The organism is Pantoea rodasii (assembly GCF_002095465.1).
GTDB lineage: Bacteria > Pseudomonadota > Gammaproteobacteria > Enterobacterales > Enterobacteriaceae > Pantoea > Pantoea rodasii.
On record NZ_MLFP01000008.1, the window covers coordinates 186,334 to 204,280 of the forward strand.

The following is a 17,947-nucleotide window of genomic DNA, read 5'->3' on the forward strand; positions in this document are numbered from 1 at the left end:
GCGCGTCCTCAGGCCGGTATGTTGTATCGCCTGAAACCTCCGGGTCCGGCGATAATAACCGCGTTGCGTCCGGCGCTTTTGGCCTCATAAAGCGCCTCGTCGGCGCGGCGCAGGAGCGCATCGCGGCTGCCACTGTCGGCCAATGCCGCCACCCCGGCCGAAACTGTCATGTTTCCTACATACGGGAACGTTGTAGTGCTCACCATCTCGCGGATGCGCTCCGCCGTTCGGGCCGAATCTTTCAGAGACGTCTGCGAAAGCAGGATAATAAATTCCTCACCGCCAGTACGGCAGACCACATCCGCGTTCCGACATGCCTGCCGCAGCAATCCGGCCAGGCTTACCAGCACCGCATCACCTGCATCGTGGCCGTACCAGTCATTAATTTTTTTAAAGTGGTCAATGTCAATGGCAATCGCACACTGTGAAGCATCATCGCCGCGTCGATCAGCCATTAGGGTAAAGCCACGGCGGTTGCAAAGTCCGGTAAGCGGGTCCGTCATGGCCGCGTCGCTGAGCGTTGCCATGCGGCCGGCTACATCGTGGCGGTGATCCAGCACGGCCTCTTTAAGGCGTTCGGCTTCATAATACCAGGCCTGCACCGTCGCCAGCGACGCTTCGCTGCCGTCATCCCGCACCATACCTGCCAGTCTCTCCAGTGGAGAGGCGATACGCCCGGCCAGCAGGGTCACCATGGCGACCGTCAGGATAATAATTCCCAGCAGGAACCACAGCGCCTTTTCTGCGGTGCGCACCAGAATATCCCGCACCGTTTCAGAAGTTCCCGCAATAAAAATGTTCCAGTCCGTAATGTGCATGCTGGCGTAACCTGTCAGGAACTTTTGCCCGTCCGCTTCAGTGCTGAAACGGCCACTGACCGTCTCAGCCAGCCGCTTCTGCAGCGCGGGAGCCAGCGTCATTTTTGTCCCCACGCGGGCCGGGTCGTGGCTGAAAATGATGAGGCCGTCATTGCTGACGATGCTGACGGTCGATCCGCGAGCGTAAAAATGCTGGCTCAGAATATCGCTAAGCATACTCTGTTTTTTGAGGTAGATGGTTCCGCCAATATAGCCCAGATAATCGCCCTCCGGCGTAAACAGCGGCTGTGACAGAAACACAACGTAGTTACCGGAGGCAGACGTAAAAGGTGCTGAGATAAACGGCTTCCGCGTGGTGATAGCCTGACGGCTCGCGTCGGAATGCAGTCTTACACCCACCAGGCTCAGACTTTCAGGTGAGGCTGCGGCGATAACAGCATCACGATTAACCACCACTACCGTATTGAAAAATCCAGACTGCAGCCGGAGCCGGTCAGTCTCGCCTCTGAGCTGCACCGGATTGGTCAGGCCTTGAATTTGTGTAGCGCTCCAGGCAAGCTCACGCTGGGCCGTGGCAAGATAACGGTCGGTTGTATCGGCCAGCTTGCGGGCATAAGCGATATTGCTCTCGAGCAGACTCTCCTCAATATTCCCTTTCTGGAAAATCAGCAGGGCCCCGAGCAGCAGGCATGATGTCAGCATAACACCACCCACGGAAAGTAATATAAGCAGCGTGCGAAGACGTAATTTTTCAGAGACATGACGTCAGCAGTCCGGAGAAAGTTTCATTAAAATATAGCGATTATCCGAGAGATTAAAGCAAGAAGCACATTAGTAAAAATACCCCGTTTACGGGCATAAGAAGCATTATCTGGCAGATGTGCAACGGCCCACGTCACAGGATATAGCTTAAACTTAAAGAGGGACGACTTTCAGTCGAAGCGGTCTTATTTGCATGGCAACCTGTCTCATGCAACGCCCAGTGGCATCATCGACAGATTTTTTTCTCGGAGAGGATCTGTATAAGATGTTTTTTTAATTCAACGTTAATGCTCATAGTCTCGTCCTGCCAGTATCGCTCAAGCGTGAGCCTGCCCACCAAATCGCACGTGCAATCCATGGTCGCAACAATACGATGTCGGGACACATTTCTGGTAATGACCGGAACAGCATCAACAACAGCTGAAAAATAAAGCTGCTCATCAAATATGAGCCACAACCTCGCGGTATCTGAAACGATATTACCCAGAATTTCAAAACGCCGGTGGACAGTACTGGTGCTGTATGACATAGGAAAAATATTCATGTTTAATATTGCGTTAAGTAATACTCTGATTTAAGTAATAAGGGCACATGATCCGACAGTCCGCAAGCGGAACATTACCTTGTTATTTTTAGTCGCTATTCCTGAGATTTTCCATCCTGAGCAGTACCGTCCTGTACACCAGTTCCTCACACCCTGAACGCAGAACCTGCCGCTATTCTGCGTGAAGATTAAGTCTGCAGTGGCTCAGAGGAGCAAAAGTATGGTGCGGCTGAAATATTTACTCCTCATCATTGCCGGAATATCAGGGGTTCAGATTAACGCTGCGATTATCTGAGACGAGGTAAACAGGAAAACAACGTGGGCGAAAGTATGCCCCTAACCCTGCCCGTGACCCGTTTCAGTCCGTTAAGAGGCTCTGGATATTAAAACCCGGCGCGGAATGACCGCCCTTTCAAGTTACAGGTTTTGCCACGCCGTACGGGTAATCCCCTGTTCCATACAAAGATCACCAGATCTGATGGAGCCCCCGTAAGAATGAGTCGGAACAGTGCCGGGAAAGGCTGAGGTTTTTCATCTCACCAGAAACACGGCTTCTTAGTGAAGCCATAACATACCTTTCTGGTCTCCATTACGATTGATTAACGGCTCTTGCTGCCATTTTACTGAGTGCTGGCCGAACCTCTGATCCCGCTGCATAAAGAGCTCGTTATCATGGTGCATTCGCTGTGTGCCGGGAAGATATAAGGCGGAAAATGAACAGGAAAACTGCTGAAAATCATTTAATTTGGCTGGGAGTTAAGCGGCCCTGGGATTAGGTGTGATGAATACTTATCAGTCATTTGCAACATTGTAAATGTCAGAAAATAACGTCAGGCATTATGTGCGAGGCGTCATAAACATTAAAAATAATAATTTATCTTAGTGCGTTGAGGCGGTCTGGTGCCACACTTAAAGTTCAAGACCACATGCCACAGGAGAATTTATGACCTCAGTAAGACGCGGTGGCTCCGGAAACTTCGCCGCCGATCCCCTCCGTGCCGCTGCAGCCGGAAGTAAGGGGGGTGCTGCGAGCGGAGGGAATTTTAAAAACTGCCCGGACCGGGCTCGCGAGGCGGGTCGTAAAGGCGGGCTCATCAGTCGACGGAAACCAAAACCGGAAGCCTGATTAACCCGTGAGTGTATATGCGTACCGTAGCAAATTATAAGCCACCGGTACGCGCTTTAACTGAATGGATAAGGCCAGTCCGAAACGGTATGCAAAAATCCCGGCCAGACAGACTTATTCTCGTGACCGGACGCACAATGCTTGCCTTCTTTGATTTTATGACCGCTTTTTCACGTATCTGCTGTAGTTAAGTATCTCACCGTGGCCTATTTTTTATCTCTCTGAACGAATGCAGAAACTCACGGAAAGTCCGGTTAATGAGGCAGAGCGTCCTTGCATTGACATGGTACCGTTATGTTCAGGATTGAAAAAGTGGTGGGCAATAACGGCTGGTTCCTCAGCGTGTGATTCATGTAGGCTAACGTGTTGCTGTTGATCTTCTGAGGGTTTGACAGAGATATCCTCTGGAATAACCACCCTCGCCGGAAGCGGGTTGTCAGTGAAAAACGATGGCTCAGCGGATTGATTACGCCGTCGACGGAACGCTGTAAATAACGGAAGTAGGAACTGACCTGAGGACGCAATCAGGCTTGAGAGCCGCCGTCTGCCGAAAGGTCTGATTTTTCCGTCGGAAATGTCAGAATGATGCAGCCACAGAGTCTTATATACTCATATAAATAACAGACATGTACAACTTTCCAGCCAGGCGAGACGGCCGAAAACGTGCAAAACACAATCACATAAGCCACTGTTAATTAGCAACTAGCACATTTTGCAAAAAATATAAGCTGTACGCTCACGGAATTTCTGTACAAGTTTTACCGCCTTGTATAACTTTACGTCCTGACAGAGCCGACTACATTCTATTTATCTGAGAGGTTCACCATGCGTCAGAATGCTACAAAATTCCCCGACAGCGCGAGCGATATTGCACATTATTTCAGCAAGGCCTCGGCGCCGACTCAGCAGGAAACGCTCGGTCAGATTGTCGTTGAAATCCTGCGCGCAGGCAAGAACCTTAACCGTAAGGCTATCTGCACCAAACTACTGCGACGCCTTGAGGTGGCGGCCAGTCAGGAAGAGGAGCGCCATTATCAGACGCTCATTGGCATGCTGTTTGAACGCTGAGTTGCACATGCAGTAAAAAAGCGTTACCCGAAGCATGCCGTCCGGGATCGCCCATCGGGCGGTCTGATTACGCAGCCGGTTAACGGCATATAACCGGGAGAAGCGGGTATGCAAAGAAACCAGATAAAGAAGCTTACAGATATTGTTTTGGGAGAGGCAGTAGTTTTGCTGCTGTGCCGGGAAGACAATCTTACTGCTACCTCTGTCGTTGCCCGGCTGAAGAAAATGGCCACTGACGAAACGGATCCGGCGCGCCTTGAGGCCATTGCGCTTGCGCTTGGCGAGTTACAGGCTGAATATTCGCAGTCGCGAGAAAGCCGCGATGCTGCAGCGCTGGCTTTTGGCACGATGTTACCGTCGGGAAGCGGTAAAAAGAATTAAAGAGAAAGACTCACTTCCGGCGGTCCGCCAGTGGCGGGATGCCTGTATGAACAGCTACTATGAGGTGGCTGATTTTGACTCAGGGGGACAACCTGATCACACTCTGCCCGTGAGGGCACAACGGACAAAGAACTATGCAACAGAACATTCACACGACCACACCAGAATCCGACCTTATCCATCATTTCCGCAGCGGCGGTGACAGACTCGCGGCCGAGACTGCCGTGCTTGATGCCGTGATCCGGGATATTGTGATTCACGGAAAGAAAGTAACGAGCAAAGCGATCATTCTCTATCTGATCGCCGAGCTGGAAAGCACGTCAGACGTAGTTCAGCTTGACGTACTGCGCAGCGCGCTGGAAATCGTGGTCGGTAAAACGCCTGATGACCAGGAATTTTGACTGAATCAGTTATGCGGCGCGCGCGGCAGAGAGGTCGGAGGAAGATTCAAACCCGCCCTGCGAGACCCAGACGGCGGCGGCGAGCGTTACAGTAATCAAGACTTTCACAGACATCTCCCGTTTTTCACTGATTAAACTTTTTAATTCAGTGTGGATCGCATGACGACGTTCGTACGCGACTCGAGACAGAACGGGAATAATCTGATAATTCAGTGGATTTGCTGCGAAAGCAGTCTGACGGCGCGGGTTCAGATGCCTCTGAGTTTCTGAGCGTCAGCGGATTGCCCCATAAGCAGGGCGCTGGTGAGTTCGTCAAGGTTGAGGTGTGGGTCCGGCTTAAGAAGGCGCGCCACGACCGTACCGATAAGGGTCTGAATATATTCGGCGGTGGTTCTATCGTTTATATGATCGCCGTACGAAGTGGATAATTGTATTTTATACCTGAATGAAACACCTGCAGATACCTCAGCGCACTACCCCCCTTTTTTCAGTGAAGCTTGTCTGGCTGCAAACCACGGTGCACGGCAACAACATTATTCTGTTGCTCACGGATTTTCATTTCACGCCCGACCTCCTCAATGGCACGCTGACCGGCGCGAACACGTTCTTCGTCAGTTTCTCCCCTGATATTAGCACGCAGGCGGTCCGTGAGTGCAGCCCAGCTTATGGTTACGTCCTCGTCAAGCAGAGCTGTTACGGCTTCGCCAATCATGATGTCGGCCATTTTATCGTCAAAGATATTTTTCACGCGGTTGTCCGGCAGCTTTTTCAGCGGCAGAGTTTATCACAGCGTGACTGACCGGAACACGAGAGAGCCTTCACTCTTGATGTAAAGTGCACAGGTTATGGGGACACGCCCTTATGATTTCATACGTTAAGGAGCGCAGTGAAGGAGGCCTCTTCAACACGGTAGAGATAAACATCGCCGTGACCGGCGAGATGCGCAGGCCATATCATGGCCGCGTTGCCGTCCCCGACGTACTTCTCTCCTAGAGGCTCCACTATGGCCCAGGCGCGCCAAGCGCGCGACGTAAGCGCAGGATCTCCAGTGCCATTTCCGCAGCCTCTTGCCCATTACCGTCCGGGTCATGCGCGAGGTACCTGAGCCGGTCATCACTGATCATCATTTTCTCCTGTTGTCAGAAACAGCCTTTTTCACCAATAGCCTGCCCGTGGATTGCGGACCGGGCGTCTCAGGTGCATGCTGAATTTCTGCCGGGCCCAATGGTATATCCCCTGCCTTTACGAAATATTTACGCATTAAAGGGCGCCGGGCACTGGCAGAGTCCTCAACCCGTTCTACTCTGGGCAGACCAGTGAAGAGAGTGTACGTGTTAATAACTATAAACAGGCGAAAAAATGATTTTGAGTGAGTTTATGCTGAAGGTGAACCGCTGGCCTCATATGCATTTCACAGCTATCGAAAGCGAGCAGCGCGAGGTGGGGCTGGAAATTTACGCCATCGACTGCACGAACCAGACCAAAAGCCGTCTGCTGATTTACCGCACACCGGACGCGCAGCACGCTGCGGCGATGATAACTCACTTCCGCACCTGGCTGGAAAAGGCAAACCAGGGAAGAACCCTCCGGCAGAAGAATTCAAAACGGCCGGTATCAGGCAAACCTTCAGTGAGCGGCGTTGTATCCTGTTAGTTGAACGGGGCCTGCAGGCCCCGTTCACATACTGACTTAACTCGGGGGCTCAGATGGCCTCACGGGTCTCAGGCCAGACAACGGCGGCGCCTTCCGGCGTGAAAAGAGTCCCCTGGAAGTCTGTAATACCCGCCGCTTCCAGCCACATCCATTCTTCCGGTTGCTCAATACCCGCCGCGATGACGTTAATTTCCAGCGCAGAACAGCAGCGGAGTACCGCATGCACTACCGCCTGCATGGGGCCACTGCGATGAATATTGCGCACGATACCGGCGCCAATACGTACACGATCCGGCTGGACATGCGCCAGAAGCGACAGCCCGGCTGAGCCATCCCCAAAATTGTCGATGGACAGGCTGATTCCGGCCTGCTTCAGCTGACGCACTGCAGCAGAAAATGCATCAAGCTGAGAGATGACTGCCGTCTCGCTGACGCCCAGTATGATTTGCTGTGGCACCAGCCCGGCACTTTCAATCGCGCTGACAAGCTGACTTATGGCGTCAGGTAAGGCAATCAGCGTCATGGGCAGAATGCTGACGTATAGCATGATGTCGTCCGGGCACGACCTGCCGGCCCTGCGCAGAGCCTCAGTGACCGCGCAGAAATTATGAGCGAATAGCGCCTCGCCGGAGAGCCCGGCCGGAACTGCATCAGGTATGGCCTCAATGGCCGTGACCTCGCGACCCAGCGGGTCGACTACGGGCCGGAAGGTCACGCTCGTAGCCAGTCCCGTCGACCCGCTATCAACCGGCACAAACACCCAGTAGGCTGCAGGCAATACCTCGAAGTAGTCCTCCTTATCACGCGCTTCCGCGAACGTTCTGAGAAACTGAAGCCCGCGGTCATCATAGGTCAGGCGGTACTTAGAGGTACCACGAGCAAGGACCGCCTGCAGCACGCTATCTCGGTCATGCTGGCGCAGATCGAACAGTTCCATACCGTGGTTGCCGAAGCGGCGCGACGGAGAGTAGTCGCGCATCAGTTCAACGACGTTGTGATGGCGCCGATCGGCGCAGATGTGGCCATAGATTTCCAGTACACCCTCCTCCGGCCCCTCCAGGATCTGAAAGAAGTGCGTACCGTTAAAAGTAAAATGCCTGTGACCTGATGACGGGCGTTAACCAGGGATGCTTTCCCCACCATGCACGGCAGGATGCTGACGGGCACCTCATCAGCGAGATGGCTCCGGTAAATTATTGTAGTAAGCATTTCAGGCTCCGTAATACCGTACATTGTCCCCTGCACCATAGCAGCAGGCCAGGGTTTATCAAACCGGACCGGTAATCCTTATTCGGGCTGGAAAAAATGTATAATCCCGTAACACAAGCTGCACATCAGGAAAGGTATTCGGGACAGTCCGATCATGTGTTTAAGAATTTTTGTGGATGCGTAAAAAGAAATGCCTCTGACTGACCTGTTATGACTCGTTATCGCGTGTTTTAACCGCTCGTCACGTGTGAAATGACGAAGAACGCGACGCTGTTTAAATCGGCATTTGGGTAATCCCTCTGAGGAGAGGTCTAGTCAGGCAGGACCGGTGGAGCACCGCCTCAATCCGGAAAACTGGATATCATCGCGCTGAAAGTCACGCTACCACTCTTATCTGACATAAATTATTACGAACATGCCTGTTTTCGGAATATCCTTCCGGCACTTTCACCATCCGGGTCTACAGTTTGACGTGAGGTGTTCATCAACGTGAAACGGAGGTAGTTAATTTGTCTCTTCAACGCGACGGGAAAGGGCACGTCATCATAGGCGAAGCGGCACTGCGCCTCGCTCTGAGCGAAAAGGAGATAAGCGTGTATTCGCTTATTGCCGAGCTCGGGAACATGGCGAAAGCAGGTGGCAGCAATAAGCGGCTCACAGAAATCTCCGAGGCCAGATGCTGGCTGAAGAGTTTTCACGAGCCTGCACAGGCCGAACGGTACGTGCCGTATCTTCAGACCCTTACGGGTCTGAACGACGAGAAGAACTGACGTCAGAAAAGGCATTCCGCGTCTGGCCGATAAACGTAGGCAATGGCCACACAGGCCGCTCGCAGTCGCCTGTCGTCAGAAAAGGTCAGGGATGACACTCGCCCCTCTTTATCACGCTTAAATCGCAACGGAAAATAATTCCTTCGTTATATATTAAGGCTTACAGTGTTTCTTTTATCAGAGAAGGAAGGTCCGGATGTGGCTGTTTTATTATGTGCTCGGAGTCGGCTCGCAGGATCAGTTGCACGTGAGAGGCTGCGTGTGCCTGGAAGACCATCCGGAGCGGCTGTTTATCGGATCAGCCGCCAACTACCGTCATGCATACGAGATTGCCTCACAGCGCCTAGGGATACGTGCCTGTATCTGTCGCCTGTGTGTAGATGACAGCATGGCAGAAACGCGGGATACCACGCTTTTACCACCTGCATGATGAACTTTTTTACGCTTAAGTTACAGGCATGATTGACCGGAAGTAGAGTCACCACGAAGCCGGGCAACGGAGGTCACCATGACGGAGCGTAATGAAATTCATGTGAACGATGAAATGACACCAGCATCATCGAAACCATGAAGCAGAAAAGCAGGAAGTAACTCCGCACAAGCGCCTCATGTGTGACCATCCAATCACTGACGACACTTCGCCGCTGCCGAATCAGGAGCCGCGTGCCTTGATGACGAATTGCCCGGCGGTGACGGAGACGCACCAGTAACGCCGATTATGTGACCGCCTACGGGCGGTTTTTTTACATACGTATTTATACACGCCGCTCATCACGATACACTGTATATATCCCCAATAAGCGGAGCGCATCTGAAAAACGAAAATGAAATACAGGACCTGATGCATCAGGCAGTGGCTGTCGCCCTGAAACAGCTTCTGCATCCGGGAGAGGCCGTTCACGTGCACGAACTCATAGGCGCCCTGTGGCGCCTGAAGCAGTCCAGCCCGGACAGTTCAATGCGCGTGTCGTGCGAGCGAGCCATCCGTTTACTGGCAAAAAAACTCAACTGACAAAGCATACCGTTGGCAATCAAACGCCGGGTTCATCCGGCGTATATTGCATATTTCTCTGAAAAAGAATGCACTGCTCCTCAGGGCGATCCTGATTTATCATCAGGAATGGCGTAATAAATATTTTATCTGGAATGCCACAAAAGTTATTGCGGGCAGTACTTCAGCGGCTAATAGGCGGCGGAGGTCCCTCTCCGGCTCCGACAGAAATACTTCGGGTCAGAAACCCGCATACAAAATCCCGGATTAAAATTGCTGCAGGTAACGGGATATTCTGCTGATGGATTTTTGTACATAAACTCATCGTTCGCTATACTCCATAATGGATAAATTCTGATTGCTGGTGACCACAGATATTCTTATTACCGACGTAACTCAATGATGAATAATCAATAAGTCCGTACGGAGGAACAGCCATGACCTTGTCTGATGACCTGATGCGTCAACGTGATGAAATGTGCCAGATTGTGGGCTGTGTGGTTTTTGCACTGGCTAATGCCGGTTGTGAAACCCGTCTGGAAGCGATCAGCAACGTGCTCAATCGTGAAATACTCGACGATTGCAAGTGGGCACCTGAACAGATCCGTTTTATGCAGCTGGCCATAGCACAGCTGTATCCTGAAGGTTCCGCACATTCCCTGTCCTCAGGCCAGGACTGATTTTTCAGAGGGCGACTGACACTTCACCGCGCTTCCAGGATCGTTCATCCCCTCTGTGAGAGTCCTGCTAAAGGATTGACGGACAACAAACATCACTCTGGCAACATTAACGGGCAGGCCTCTGACGTCTGGAGAGTGCTGTGGTTTTGATATTTCCCTTTATTGCAACGGCCTGTGCGAGCGGGACAAAATCAGGAAAACACAGCGAAGAGCTATCCTGGGGTCCACGTTGTTGCCCTGTGTGGACGCGCTGCCCTGTAAACACCATGCAGTTTATCTGACAATCTGTCGACCCCGGTCATTGAGGCATCTGATTCCGAAGGCATCAGACGGCGTTCACATAGAAGCTGCTTACAGAGCAACGCCCGATATGATTCTGAAATCAAAAGTGTATTCCGGTTTTTCTGCATACAGTGATGACCTGAAGACTCCTGAGAATGTTAATCAGGGCAGCACGGAGATCAGCATCTTTTAGGATTAAACTATAAGCAGTTTCCCTAAAGGTCCGATTAACCACCTGCAGAGGTTCAGATGAACGGGCATCACGCATCAATCATGCCTCACAACTCAAACAGGATCGCCTTTGGCTGCGCCGTCACATTGAATCCTTTTTTCATTTTTTTTTCGGGCGAATATTTAATACCAGCCTATTGTGAAAGAGCCTCGGTTGTTTTCGGAAGTCAGGATCATGCTATTACCCTTAGTGGACTTTACAGGCAACATGATTAATGCCACCCGGGACTTGAAAGACCGTATTTTTTTATTTTTTTATTTTTTTACACATGTTGTCAGGCTGGCAGAGTCATAATGGTCGTTATTGTCACCTGCAATGGGCCAGCACGTTCTGCGGGAATGCGGTAACTGAGTTTGCCTGAAAATGATTCTCACCCTATCCCTAACTAACCTTATTGCCGAAGTGATTGAGTCTGAGAGTGAATATGCTCCGGCCACACAGGCCCTACATCAGCATATTCGGAGAATAATGGCTCAAATCACAACAAGCCAGAGCACCACTAAAAACTTTTTATCTTTGCAGCCCTTCCTCTGCTTATCAAAGTATCGTTCACAGATGTCATGCCTGAAAAGCTCTTGAGCCTGAATGGGAAACTAGGGCATTTTGCTTGTAAGATTTAACCCTTGAAAGGGCAAAACGAATAACTTTAATCCAGTGCGGATCAGCGGAAATGATCAGAGAACGTTTAAGCGCGTTGTGTAAATCACTCCATGCAGAAACCCGATCTCTGGCATCACTACCAATCTCTGCGCTCAAATGCATAAGGACAGCATTTATGTCGGCTTTTATTTTTTGATACCTCTCTCCTGTTTGATACAGACAAGCCAGTCGCTTTATCTGAACCTCATATCTGCTCGCAGCTTCTGTGTTCATCTGTGCCTCCATCTGACTGAAGCGGGGAAGAAATGATGAGTATAGAATAATATTGTAATATTAAAAATTAATCGACGAATCCTCTGTAGGCCTGCGATCGTCATCGTGACAACAGTGAGTACAGGTCGGCACCCTCAAAATACAGGTCGTAGCAGCATTGATGATTGACGTTTCTCCTGATAAGACATAAGCATACCTAAGCTTAGTTCATTACAATCTCTGACTTTTTTGACTCTGTTCATACCTGCGCTTCGTTAATAACCTGACGACACAAATCTGAATAAGTGAGAAGTCATACTATTTTTTCAGAATTAAGGATATTAAGTTGGTTCAGTCTGGGCATCCTGTCAGGTGCGGGTAACCGTAACGGTATCGGACAGAACTGCACGAGAGCACGGATCATTAATAAACGGAAAACGAAGCCTGAAAACGGTTAAAGCCGTTTTTTTGATGTGGCCATTAAGATGGTGTGTAACAAGGAAACCACCCCCGTTGGGTTCGACAGAGATAACCTGGGTTATGAAATTTTCATGAGAAGAAATATTACCGGAAAAAAATTTACCGACCATGTCCCGGGGAAGAAAGTTACTATAGTTCATAACATAAAGTTTAAAATAGCAGGGAAAAGTATAGCTTAGTACACAAGTCAGTAAATGCATCCTACTGCAGTGTTTTATGTCACATTTCCCCTCACAGTCAGTACTCCTATTGTCAGATTCCCGCCGGTGATGAAGGGATTATCTGCCCCTTCGCTTTATAGCCGGTTTGTTTATTATTCATTTTTCATATCGTCATCAGGACGCAAGGTTATTAATCTGATGTAAAAAATGAATTTTTGGTGAAATTAGAGAGTTGCTATGTTTTTTGTTCGTTAATCAGTACTGCATCATGGTTAATAATTTTATTCAGTCTACGCTGGTTATAATAAGTTCAGTTATACATTTATGACTTCAGTTCTGACGAGGAAAATAATGATGAATGAATCATGGGTTAATGAAGAAAAAACGTTACAGCGGCCTTCAAAAGGTCTCCCTCTCAAACGCATTTCCTGGAGTGCCGTTTTGGCAGGCGTAATAACAGCGCTGATCACACAAATTTTACTGGCACTCCTGGGCACGGCAATTGGGGCAACGGTAATCGATCCTTTGCAGGAGCAAAATCCACTGCATCATATTGGCAATGGCGCATTAATCTGGACCGGGATAAGTATGATTATTGCAATTGCCGCGGGCAGTTACATCGCGGGTCGCCTGGCTCAGCGTGAAGGTGCGCTTCATGGCCTGATGATGTTTGGTCTCACTACCCTGATAACCCTCTGGCTGGCTGTTTCTCTGACAACGGGTATTATCGGTGGGGCTTTCAATGTACTGGGATCTGGTGCCAGTGCTCTGGGTAAAGGTATTTCATCGGCAGCACCATCGATTACAAATCTGGCAAAAGATGAGCTCAGGGAAAATAACATTAACCTCGACGAATTACAGAACGAATTGCAGACGACTCTTCGCCAGACAGGCAAGCCGGTGCTTCAGCCGGAGAAATTACAGAATGAAGCCGGTCAGGCGCTGAATGATGTTAAAAGTGAAGCGGATCGGGCTGTACAAAATCCTCAGAATACCGAGAGTGATATTGCTGGCTGGATTAAAGGTCTTATCAATCGTCATAGTGATACCTTACAGTCGGCCGATCGTGATGCTCTGAAAAATATCATCAAGGCACGTACAGGCAAGAGCGATCAGGAGGCAGATCAAATCGTTAGCCATGCTGCTGAAACGTATCAAAATGCCATGGTTCAATTCCAGAAACTGAAACAGGAAGCCGAACAGAAAGCCAGAGAACTTGCGCAGCAGGCTGCAGCCGCGACGGCTAAAGCCAGCTGGTTTGCCTTCTTCATGCTCTTAATCGAGGCGGTTCTGGCTGCTTTGTTAGGGAATATAGGAAGAAAAACTCAGCCCAGGCAAATCCTGAGTAATGAAAACCATCACTGATAGTGACTCCTTAGAAAACTGATTTTCCGCAGACCATCCACGCATTCGGAGTAAGACGTTTATTAAGTGGCCTTAAGGCCAGGGACGGCATGTAAAGGATAGCCTGCGAGTCATTATCAAATAATTATGAGAAAATTCGTGTGGATTAAAATGACATAAGCGCTTTTAGTTAATCATCTTGATCAAAAAACCAGTTATTGTGATGTCTTTCAACCGTTTTAATCACCCTGTCAGCTGAACAGATAATATGGTTTCTTCCCGCTCTCGTGACCATGCAAGTTGCTTTGTAAGGAGCGACTTAGTCAGTATTGCGCTGAAGCTATACAATTGAAATGTGCATACGAATTTTATACAGAAATGAAAAAACGATTCAGGTCGTTTTGAACAAAGTTCCTCTGAAAGCTCTAGCTCCCTTTCAGAGATGATAATCATTGATAATTTCTGTGAGCTGCCCCCCCCATTTTTGATACAACTGTCAATAAGTAGTCTCTTTTTTTGGACCCTGTGGCCCTGACCCCGAATATGATCCAGGCATAATCAGGAATAACCGGCTTCAGGTTGGTTGCTAATTCTGGCAACCGGCAGATTTTTCGGCGAGTTCGGATGGGGTCATCCAGCCCAGCGCAGAAAGGGGACGACTCTGGTTATAGTGTATGCGCCAGTCCTCGATTTTGCACCGAGCATCCTCCAGCGGCATAAACCAGTTCTCATTCAGGCACTCCTGCCGCAGCCTGCCGTTGAACCACTCTACCGTGGCATTATCCGTGGGCGTCCCTGGCCGGGAGAAGTCAATCCGGATATGCCGTTCGTACACCCACTTATCCAGCATTTTTCCGGCAAGTTCAGAGCCATTGTCTGTTTTCAATAGTTGCGGTAACGGACGTTTCAACGCAATGCTGTGCAGTATTTCAACCACTTCTGAAGAGCACAGGTTTCGGCCTACGCAGATCCCCAGACACTCACGCGTATAGAGATCGATTAGCGTCAGCAGGCGGAGCGGCGACCGTCAAACATCGCATCGGAAACAAAATCCATACCCCATACGTGATTGGGATACAGCCCCTGCGGCTGTGGCTGACGTTTCAGCGCGGATTTATTGCGGCGAGGGCGTTTAAGCCGGAGCGATAACCCCTGCTCGCGGTAAAGCCGGTAAATGCGCTTGTGATTATCGCGCCAGCCTTCCCGTTTCAGCATGCCATGGACCCTGCGGTAGCCATAGTGGACGCGGGTTTCGGTTATCTCCCTGATGCGCAGTCGCAGCGCGCTGTCATCTGCCGCAACGGAGCGGTACCGGAACGAACTGCGGCTGACCTGCAGCGCAAAGCAGACCTGTCTCTCACTGGCACCGTAGCGGGTCTGTAAGTCCCTGACCCATTCGCGCAGGCGTGCCAGCGTCAGCTCTTTTTTGCCAGCACGTCCTGTAACATGGCCTTGTCGAGGCTCAGATCGGCAGCCAACTTCTTCAGGCGAAGGTTTTCCTCTTCGAGCTGCCGCATATGCTTCAGTTCTGAAGGAGAAATCCCACCGTATTTTTTGCGCCAGGTATAAAACGTGGCGTCGGAGATACTCAGCTTGCGGCAGACTTCCGGCAAGGACGTACCCAGTTCAGCCTGCTTCAGGGCAAAGACAATCTGTCTGTTCGGTGAATCGTGATTTTTTCATCGGCACAACCTCCGCTCAGGGGAGTCATTATCATGCCGGAATTCTGTTTCTGAATGGAGCAGGATTTCGGGCCAAGGTCATTTCAGCGCGACAATTATTGTATTTCAATGTTGATCCTGAACATTTAAGAACCACCGTCGCTCACGATTCAACATAACATCCGTTATCACAACTCCCCGCGTATGTGCTATTTAATAATATCAGATAAATATCATTATGCGCCTTTAGACTATGCGGGCGAAAAAGAGTTATTATGAAATTCCGCTCCTCATAGAATTCACAATTATATTCACTCCGTCGTAAATAATGCGTCAAGAGCGTCTCTTTGCGCAGATAAAAGTGCGTTTTAAGCGCTACGACGCTGACACGGCTCTTATCGGTATTAACTGCCTCGTATTGAAGAGCCGCCAGCATGATTTACCATTTTTATATGACGGCTTATCCGATACGGATACCCTTTTACCTACCTCAGCGCGCTATGGCGTGACAGGACGGTTAAGCCTGGAAAAAAGCACTCTTTGAATATCTGCTCCCCGACTAGATCTCTGAGTGATCCTGTAAATTCTGGGGACGGCGCTTATGCTTTTTCCCTGCTTATTCAGATGGGTTCAGAGCCTGAATATTTTATCCGGATTTATATCAGGCCAGGGTTGAGATGGTCCGTAGTATTGACATAAAGCTTAAAAAATAAATCAAAATAATTTAACTGACTCTGGGTGATTAATGGCGCGTTTTTGCTTCACAAGGCGGCTGTATGCAGTCCTGACTTGCGCGGGTTTACTGGCGTGCTCATTGCCTTCAGCGTATGCCCTTTCCAATGGATGTTCGGCCGTCAATGCCCTTTCGGGTTCGACGTCGCTCGCCTTTGGCACCAACCGGTATCCTGCATCAGATTTTGCCGCCGGCGACGCGTTGACGGTGAGCTTTACTGACAGCGGTGCGGCATATAACGGAGACTCGATGGGCTCCGACAGCCTCAGCGTTGCCCGATACAACCTCAGCAGTTTCCAGACTTATAACGCCGCCGACGCCACCAGTAATACCTCACAGACAATTACTCTCACCGTGCCGGCTGGAAGCCTTGAAGCAAACGGCATGGCCGTGCGGGCCACGACATCGTACGGTCAGATAAGTAATTTGGTATTCAGCTGTACCAGTGCTTCGACTGCCTCAGGTGACGCCACGCTATCAGGACTTTCTCTATCGTCAGGCACGCTTTCACCTTCTTTCAGCACCTCAACCAGCAGTTACAGCGCCTCGGTTGACAGCAGCATTTCATCGGTCACGATCACGCCCGTTGTCACCGAAAGCCATGCCACCGTCACCGTTGACGGCACAGCGGTCGCGTCCGGCTCGGCATCCCAGCCAGTCATCCTGTCGTCCGGCAGCACGACCAGTATTTCCATCGTCGTCACGGCCCAGGACGGTACGACTCGCGCGTATACGCTCAGCGTCACGCGGGCGGAAGCTGCGCCTGTTTCCTCAGACAGCGCTGACACCGTAGCTGCCAACAGCACGAACAACGTCATTCCGCTCTCTTTGAGCGGGGGGGCGGCTACAACGGTCGGGATCGTAACTGCCCCGGTCCACGGCAGCGCCCAGGTGAGCGGGACTGCGGTGTCCTATACTCCTGCGGCCGGTTACTCTGGCATTGACAGCTTTAGCTGGCGCGCGTCCAACAGTGGTGGCACATCTGCGGATGCCACCGTGTCACTGACCGTCAGTCCTCCCGCTCTGGCGGTTATGCCGGCAGCCGGCGTGCTGACGCCGGCCACCGTGGGCAACGCATGGTCACAAAACCTGACAGCCTCCGAAGGCACCTCGCCCTATGTCTGGTCCGGCACCGCGCTGCCGCCTGGGTTAGCGCTGGACGCATCAGCGGGTACGCTGTCCGGAACCGCCTCTTCGGCAGGCAGCTACAGCTTTCAGGTTACCGTGACGGATGCAAACGGCGCCACCGGCAGTGCCAGTTATACGCTTGTCGTTAGCGCCGCCTCGCCTGTGGCAAGCGACAGCACCGCCACCGTGGCCGCCAACAGCAGCAGCAATTCAATCCCGCTCAGCCTCTCCGGCGGCGCGGCGTCGTCGGTCAGCATCGTGAGCCTGCCGACTCACGGCAGCCTGGCCGTCTCGGGCGTAGCGATTTCTTACACGCCGGCCACGGGCTATTCAGGCAGCGACGTTTTCTCCTATACCGCGACTAACGTCAGCGGAACCTCCGCCAGCGCCCACGTATCGCTTACCGTCACGCCAGTTCTGTTAACGCTGTCTCCCGGCAGTGGCGCACTGCCCGCGGCAACGGTGGGCAGCAGCTGGAGCCAGACGCTGACGGCATCGGGCGGCAGTACCCCCTATTCCTTCAGCGCCACGACCCTGCCCGCCGGGGTCACGCTGAACCCGGCAACCGGTGTCCTGACGGGAACGCCTTCCGCCTCGGGCAGCTATAGCTTCCAGGTCACCGTTACTGACAGCCTGAGCAACAGCGGCACGGCCAGCTACTCACCTGGCGG

Annotated in this window: 12 protein-coding genes and 2 pseudogenes; 9 read left to right on the forward strand and 5 right to left on the reverse strand. The window is 51.2% G+C overall.

The genetic code is table 11. From position 1 onward, the window contains the following. Nucleotides 1-8: 8 nt before the first annotated feature. Complete coding sequence (locus HA45_RS12975) at nucleotides 9-1,520, reverse strand: sensor domain-containing diguanylate cyclase (protein WP_128598951.1); 1,512 nt, start codon at nucleotides 1,518-1,520, stop codon at nucleotides 9-11. 1,547 nt (nucleotides 1,521-3,067) lie between these two features. On the opposite strand from HA45_RS12975, the gene HA45_RS12980 reads away from it, so the two are divergent. From HA45_RS12980 to HA45_RS12995, 4 genes are all read left to right on the forward strand, one after another. Continuing rightward, nucleotides 3,068-3,250 (forward strand): con-10 family general stress protein, encoded by a 183-nt coding sequence (locus tag HA45_RS12980; protein ID WP_100702941.1) that lies wholly within the window; start codon nucleotides 3,068-3,070, stop codon nucleotides 3,248-3,250. 825 nt (nucleotides 3,251-4,075) lie between these two features. Beyond that, on the forward strand, nucleotides 4,076-4,318 hold the full coding sequence (gene ycgZ, locus HA45_RS12985; protein ID WP_100702942.1) for a regulatory protein YcgZ: 243 nt from the start codon (nucleotides 4,076-4,078) through the stop codon (nucleotides 4,316-4,318). Between the two features lie 108 nt (nucleotides 4,319-4,426). After that, nucleotides 4,427-4,699, forward strand: a complete 273-nt coding sequence (locus tag HA45_RS12990) for a hypothetical protein (protein ID WP_100702943.1) — start codon at nucleotides 4,427-4,429, stop codon at nucleotides 4,697-4,699. Nucleotides 4,700-4,833: 134 nt separating this feature from the next. Then, a complete protein-coding gene (locus tag HA45_RS12995; protein WP_100702944.1) occupies nucleotides 4,834-5,100 on the forward strand; it encodes a biofilm/acid-resistance regulator YmgB/AriR in 267 nt (88 codons plus the stop codon). A 487-nt stretch (nucleotides 5,101-5,587) separates the two neighbouring features. Here the strand turns inward: HA45_RS12995 and HA45_RS13000 are convergent, their stop codons facing one another. Then, nucleotides 5,588-5,848, reverse strand: coding sequence for a hypothetical protein (locus HA45_RS13000; RefSeq protein ID WP_100702945.1), 261 nt, complete (start codon nucleotides 5,846-5,848; stop codon nucleotides 5,588-5,590). A gap of 611 nt (nucleotides 5,849-6,459) precedes the next feature. Here HA45_RS13000 and HA45_RS13010 point away from each other — a divergent pair. Further along, complete coding sequence (locus HA45_RS13010) at nucleotides 6,460-6,753, forward strand: hypothetical protein (protein ID WP_100702947.1); 294 nt, start codon at nucleotides 6,460-6,462, stop codon at nucleotides 6,751-6,753. A gap of 49 nt (nucleotides 6,754-6,802) precedes the next feature. Here HA45_RS13010 and HA45_RS13015 read toward each other — a convergent pair. Beyond that, nucleotides 6,803-7,962 (reverse strand): annotated as a pseudogene (locus tag HA45_RS13015) (diguanylate phosphodiesterase). A gap of 509 nt (nucleotides 7,963-8,471) precedes the next feature. Here HA45_RS13015 and HA45_RS13020 point away from each other — a divergent pair. Together HA45_RS13020 and HA45_RS13035 are read left to right on the forward strand one after the other, a co-directional pair. Further along, nucleotides 8,472-8,732, forward strand: coding sequence for a hypothetical protein (locus tag HA45_RS13020; protein ID WP_100702948.1), 261 nt, complete (start codon nucleotides 8,472-8,474; stop codon nucleotides 8,730-8,732). Between the two features lie 1,428 nt (nucleotides 8,733-10,160). Next, entirely contained in the window at nucleotides 10,161-10,403 is a 243-nt protein-coding gene (locus HA45_RS13035) for a DUF2767 family protein (protein ID WP_100702951.1), read from the forward strand. Nucleotides 10,404-11,475: 1,072 nt separating this feature from the next. Here HA45_RS13035 and HA45_RS13040 read toward each other — a convergent pair. Next, nucleotides 11,476-11,790: a hypothetical protein gene (locus HA45_RS13040; protein ID WP_100702952.1), complete on the reverse strand. Its 315-nt coding sequence runs from the start codon at nucleotides 11,788-11,790 to the stop codon at nucleotides 11,476-11,478. Between the two features lie 974 nt (nucleotides 11,791-12,764). On the opposite strand from HA45_RS13040, the gene HA45_RS13045 reads away from it, so the two are divergent. Beyond that, nucleotides 12,765-13,775, forward strand: a complete 1,011-nt coding sequence (locus HA45_RS13045) for a TIGR04086 family membrane protein (protein WP_100702953.1) — start codon at nucleotides 12,765-12,767, stop codon at nucleotides 13,773-13,775. A gap of 565 nt (nucleotides 13,776-14,340) precedes the next feature. Here the strand turns inward: HA45_RS13045 and HA45_RS13050 are convergent. Then, nucleotides 14,341-15,437, reverse strand: a pseudogene (locus tag HA45_RS13050) (IS3 family transposase). Nucleotides 15,438-16,229: 792 nt separating this feature from the next. Between HA45_RS13050 and HA45_RS13055 the strand changes: the two are divergent. Further along, on the forward strand, nucleotides 16,230-17,947 hold a 1,718-nt coding region (locus HA45_RS13055; RefSeq protein ID WP_211280906.1), incomplete at its 3' end, for a putative Ig domain-containing protein.

Coding starts and splice junctions, on each gene's coding strand:
- HA45_RS12975 (WP_128598951.1), bottom strand. CDS start 1,520: ATGCTGACATCATGCCTGCTGCTCGGGGCCCTGCTGATTTTCCAGAAA.
- HA45_RS12980 (WP_100702941.1), top strand. CDS start 3,068: ATGACCTCAGTAAGACGCGGTGGCTCCGGAAACTTCGCCGCCGATCCC.
- ycgZ (WP_100702942.1), top strand. CDS start 4,076: ATGCGTCAGAATGCTACAAAATTCCCCGACAGCGCGAGCGATATTGCA.
- HA45_RS12990 (WP_100702943.1), top strand. CDS start 4,427: ATGCAAAGAAACCAGATAAAGAAGCTTACAGATATTGTTTTGGGAGAG.
- HA45_RS12995 (WP_100702944.1), top strand. CDS start 4,834: ATGCAACAGAACATTCACACGACCACACCAGAATCCGACCTTATCCAT.
- HA45_RS13010 (WP_100702947.1), top strand. CDS start 6,460: ATGATTTTGAGTGAGTTTATGCTGAAGGTGAACCGCTGGCCTCATATG.
- HA45_RS13035 (WP_100702951.1), top strand. CDS start 10,161: ATGACCTTGTCTGATGACCTGATGCGTCAACGTGATGAAATGTGCCAG.
- HA45_RS13040 (WP_100702952.1), bottom strand. CDS start 11,790: ATGAACACAGAAGCTGCGAGCAGATATGAGGTTCAGATAAAGCGACTG.
- HA45_RS13045 (WP_100702953.1), top strand. CDS start 12,765: ATGAATGAATCATGGGTTAATGAAGAAAAAACGTTACAGCGGCCTTCA.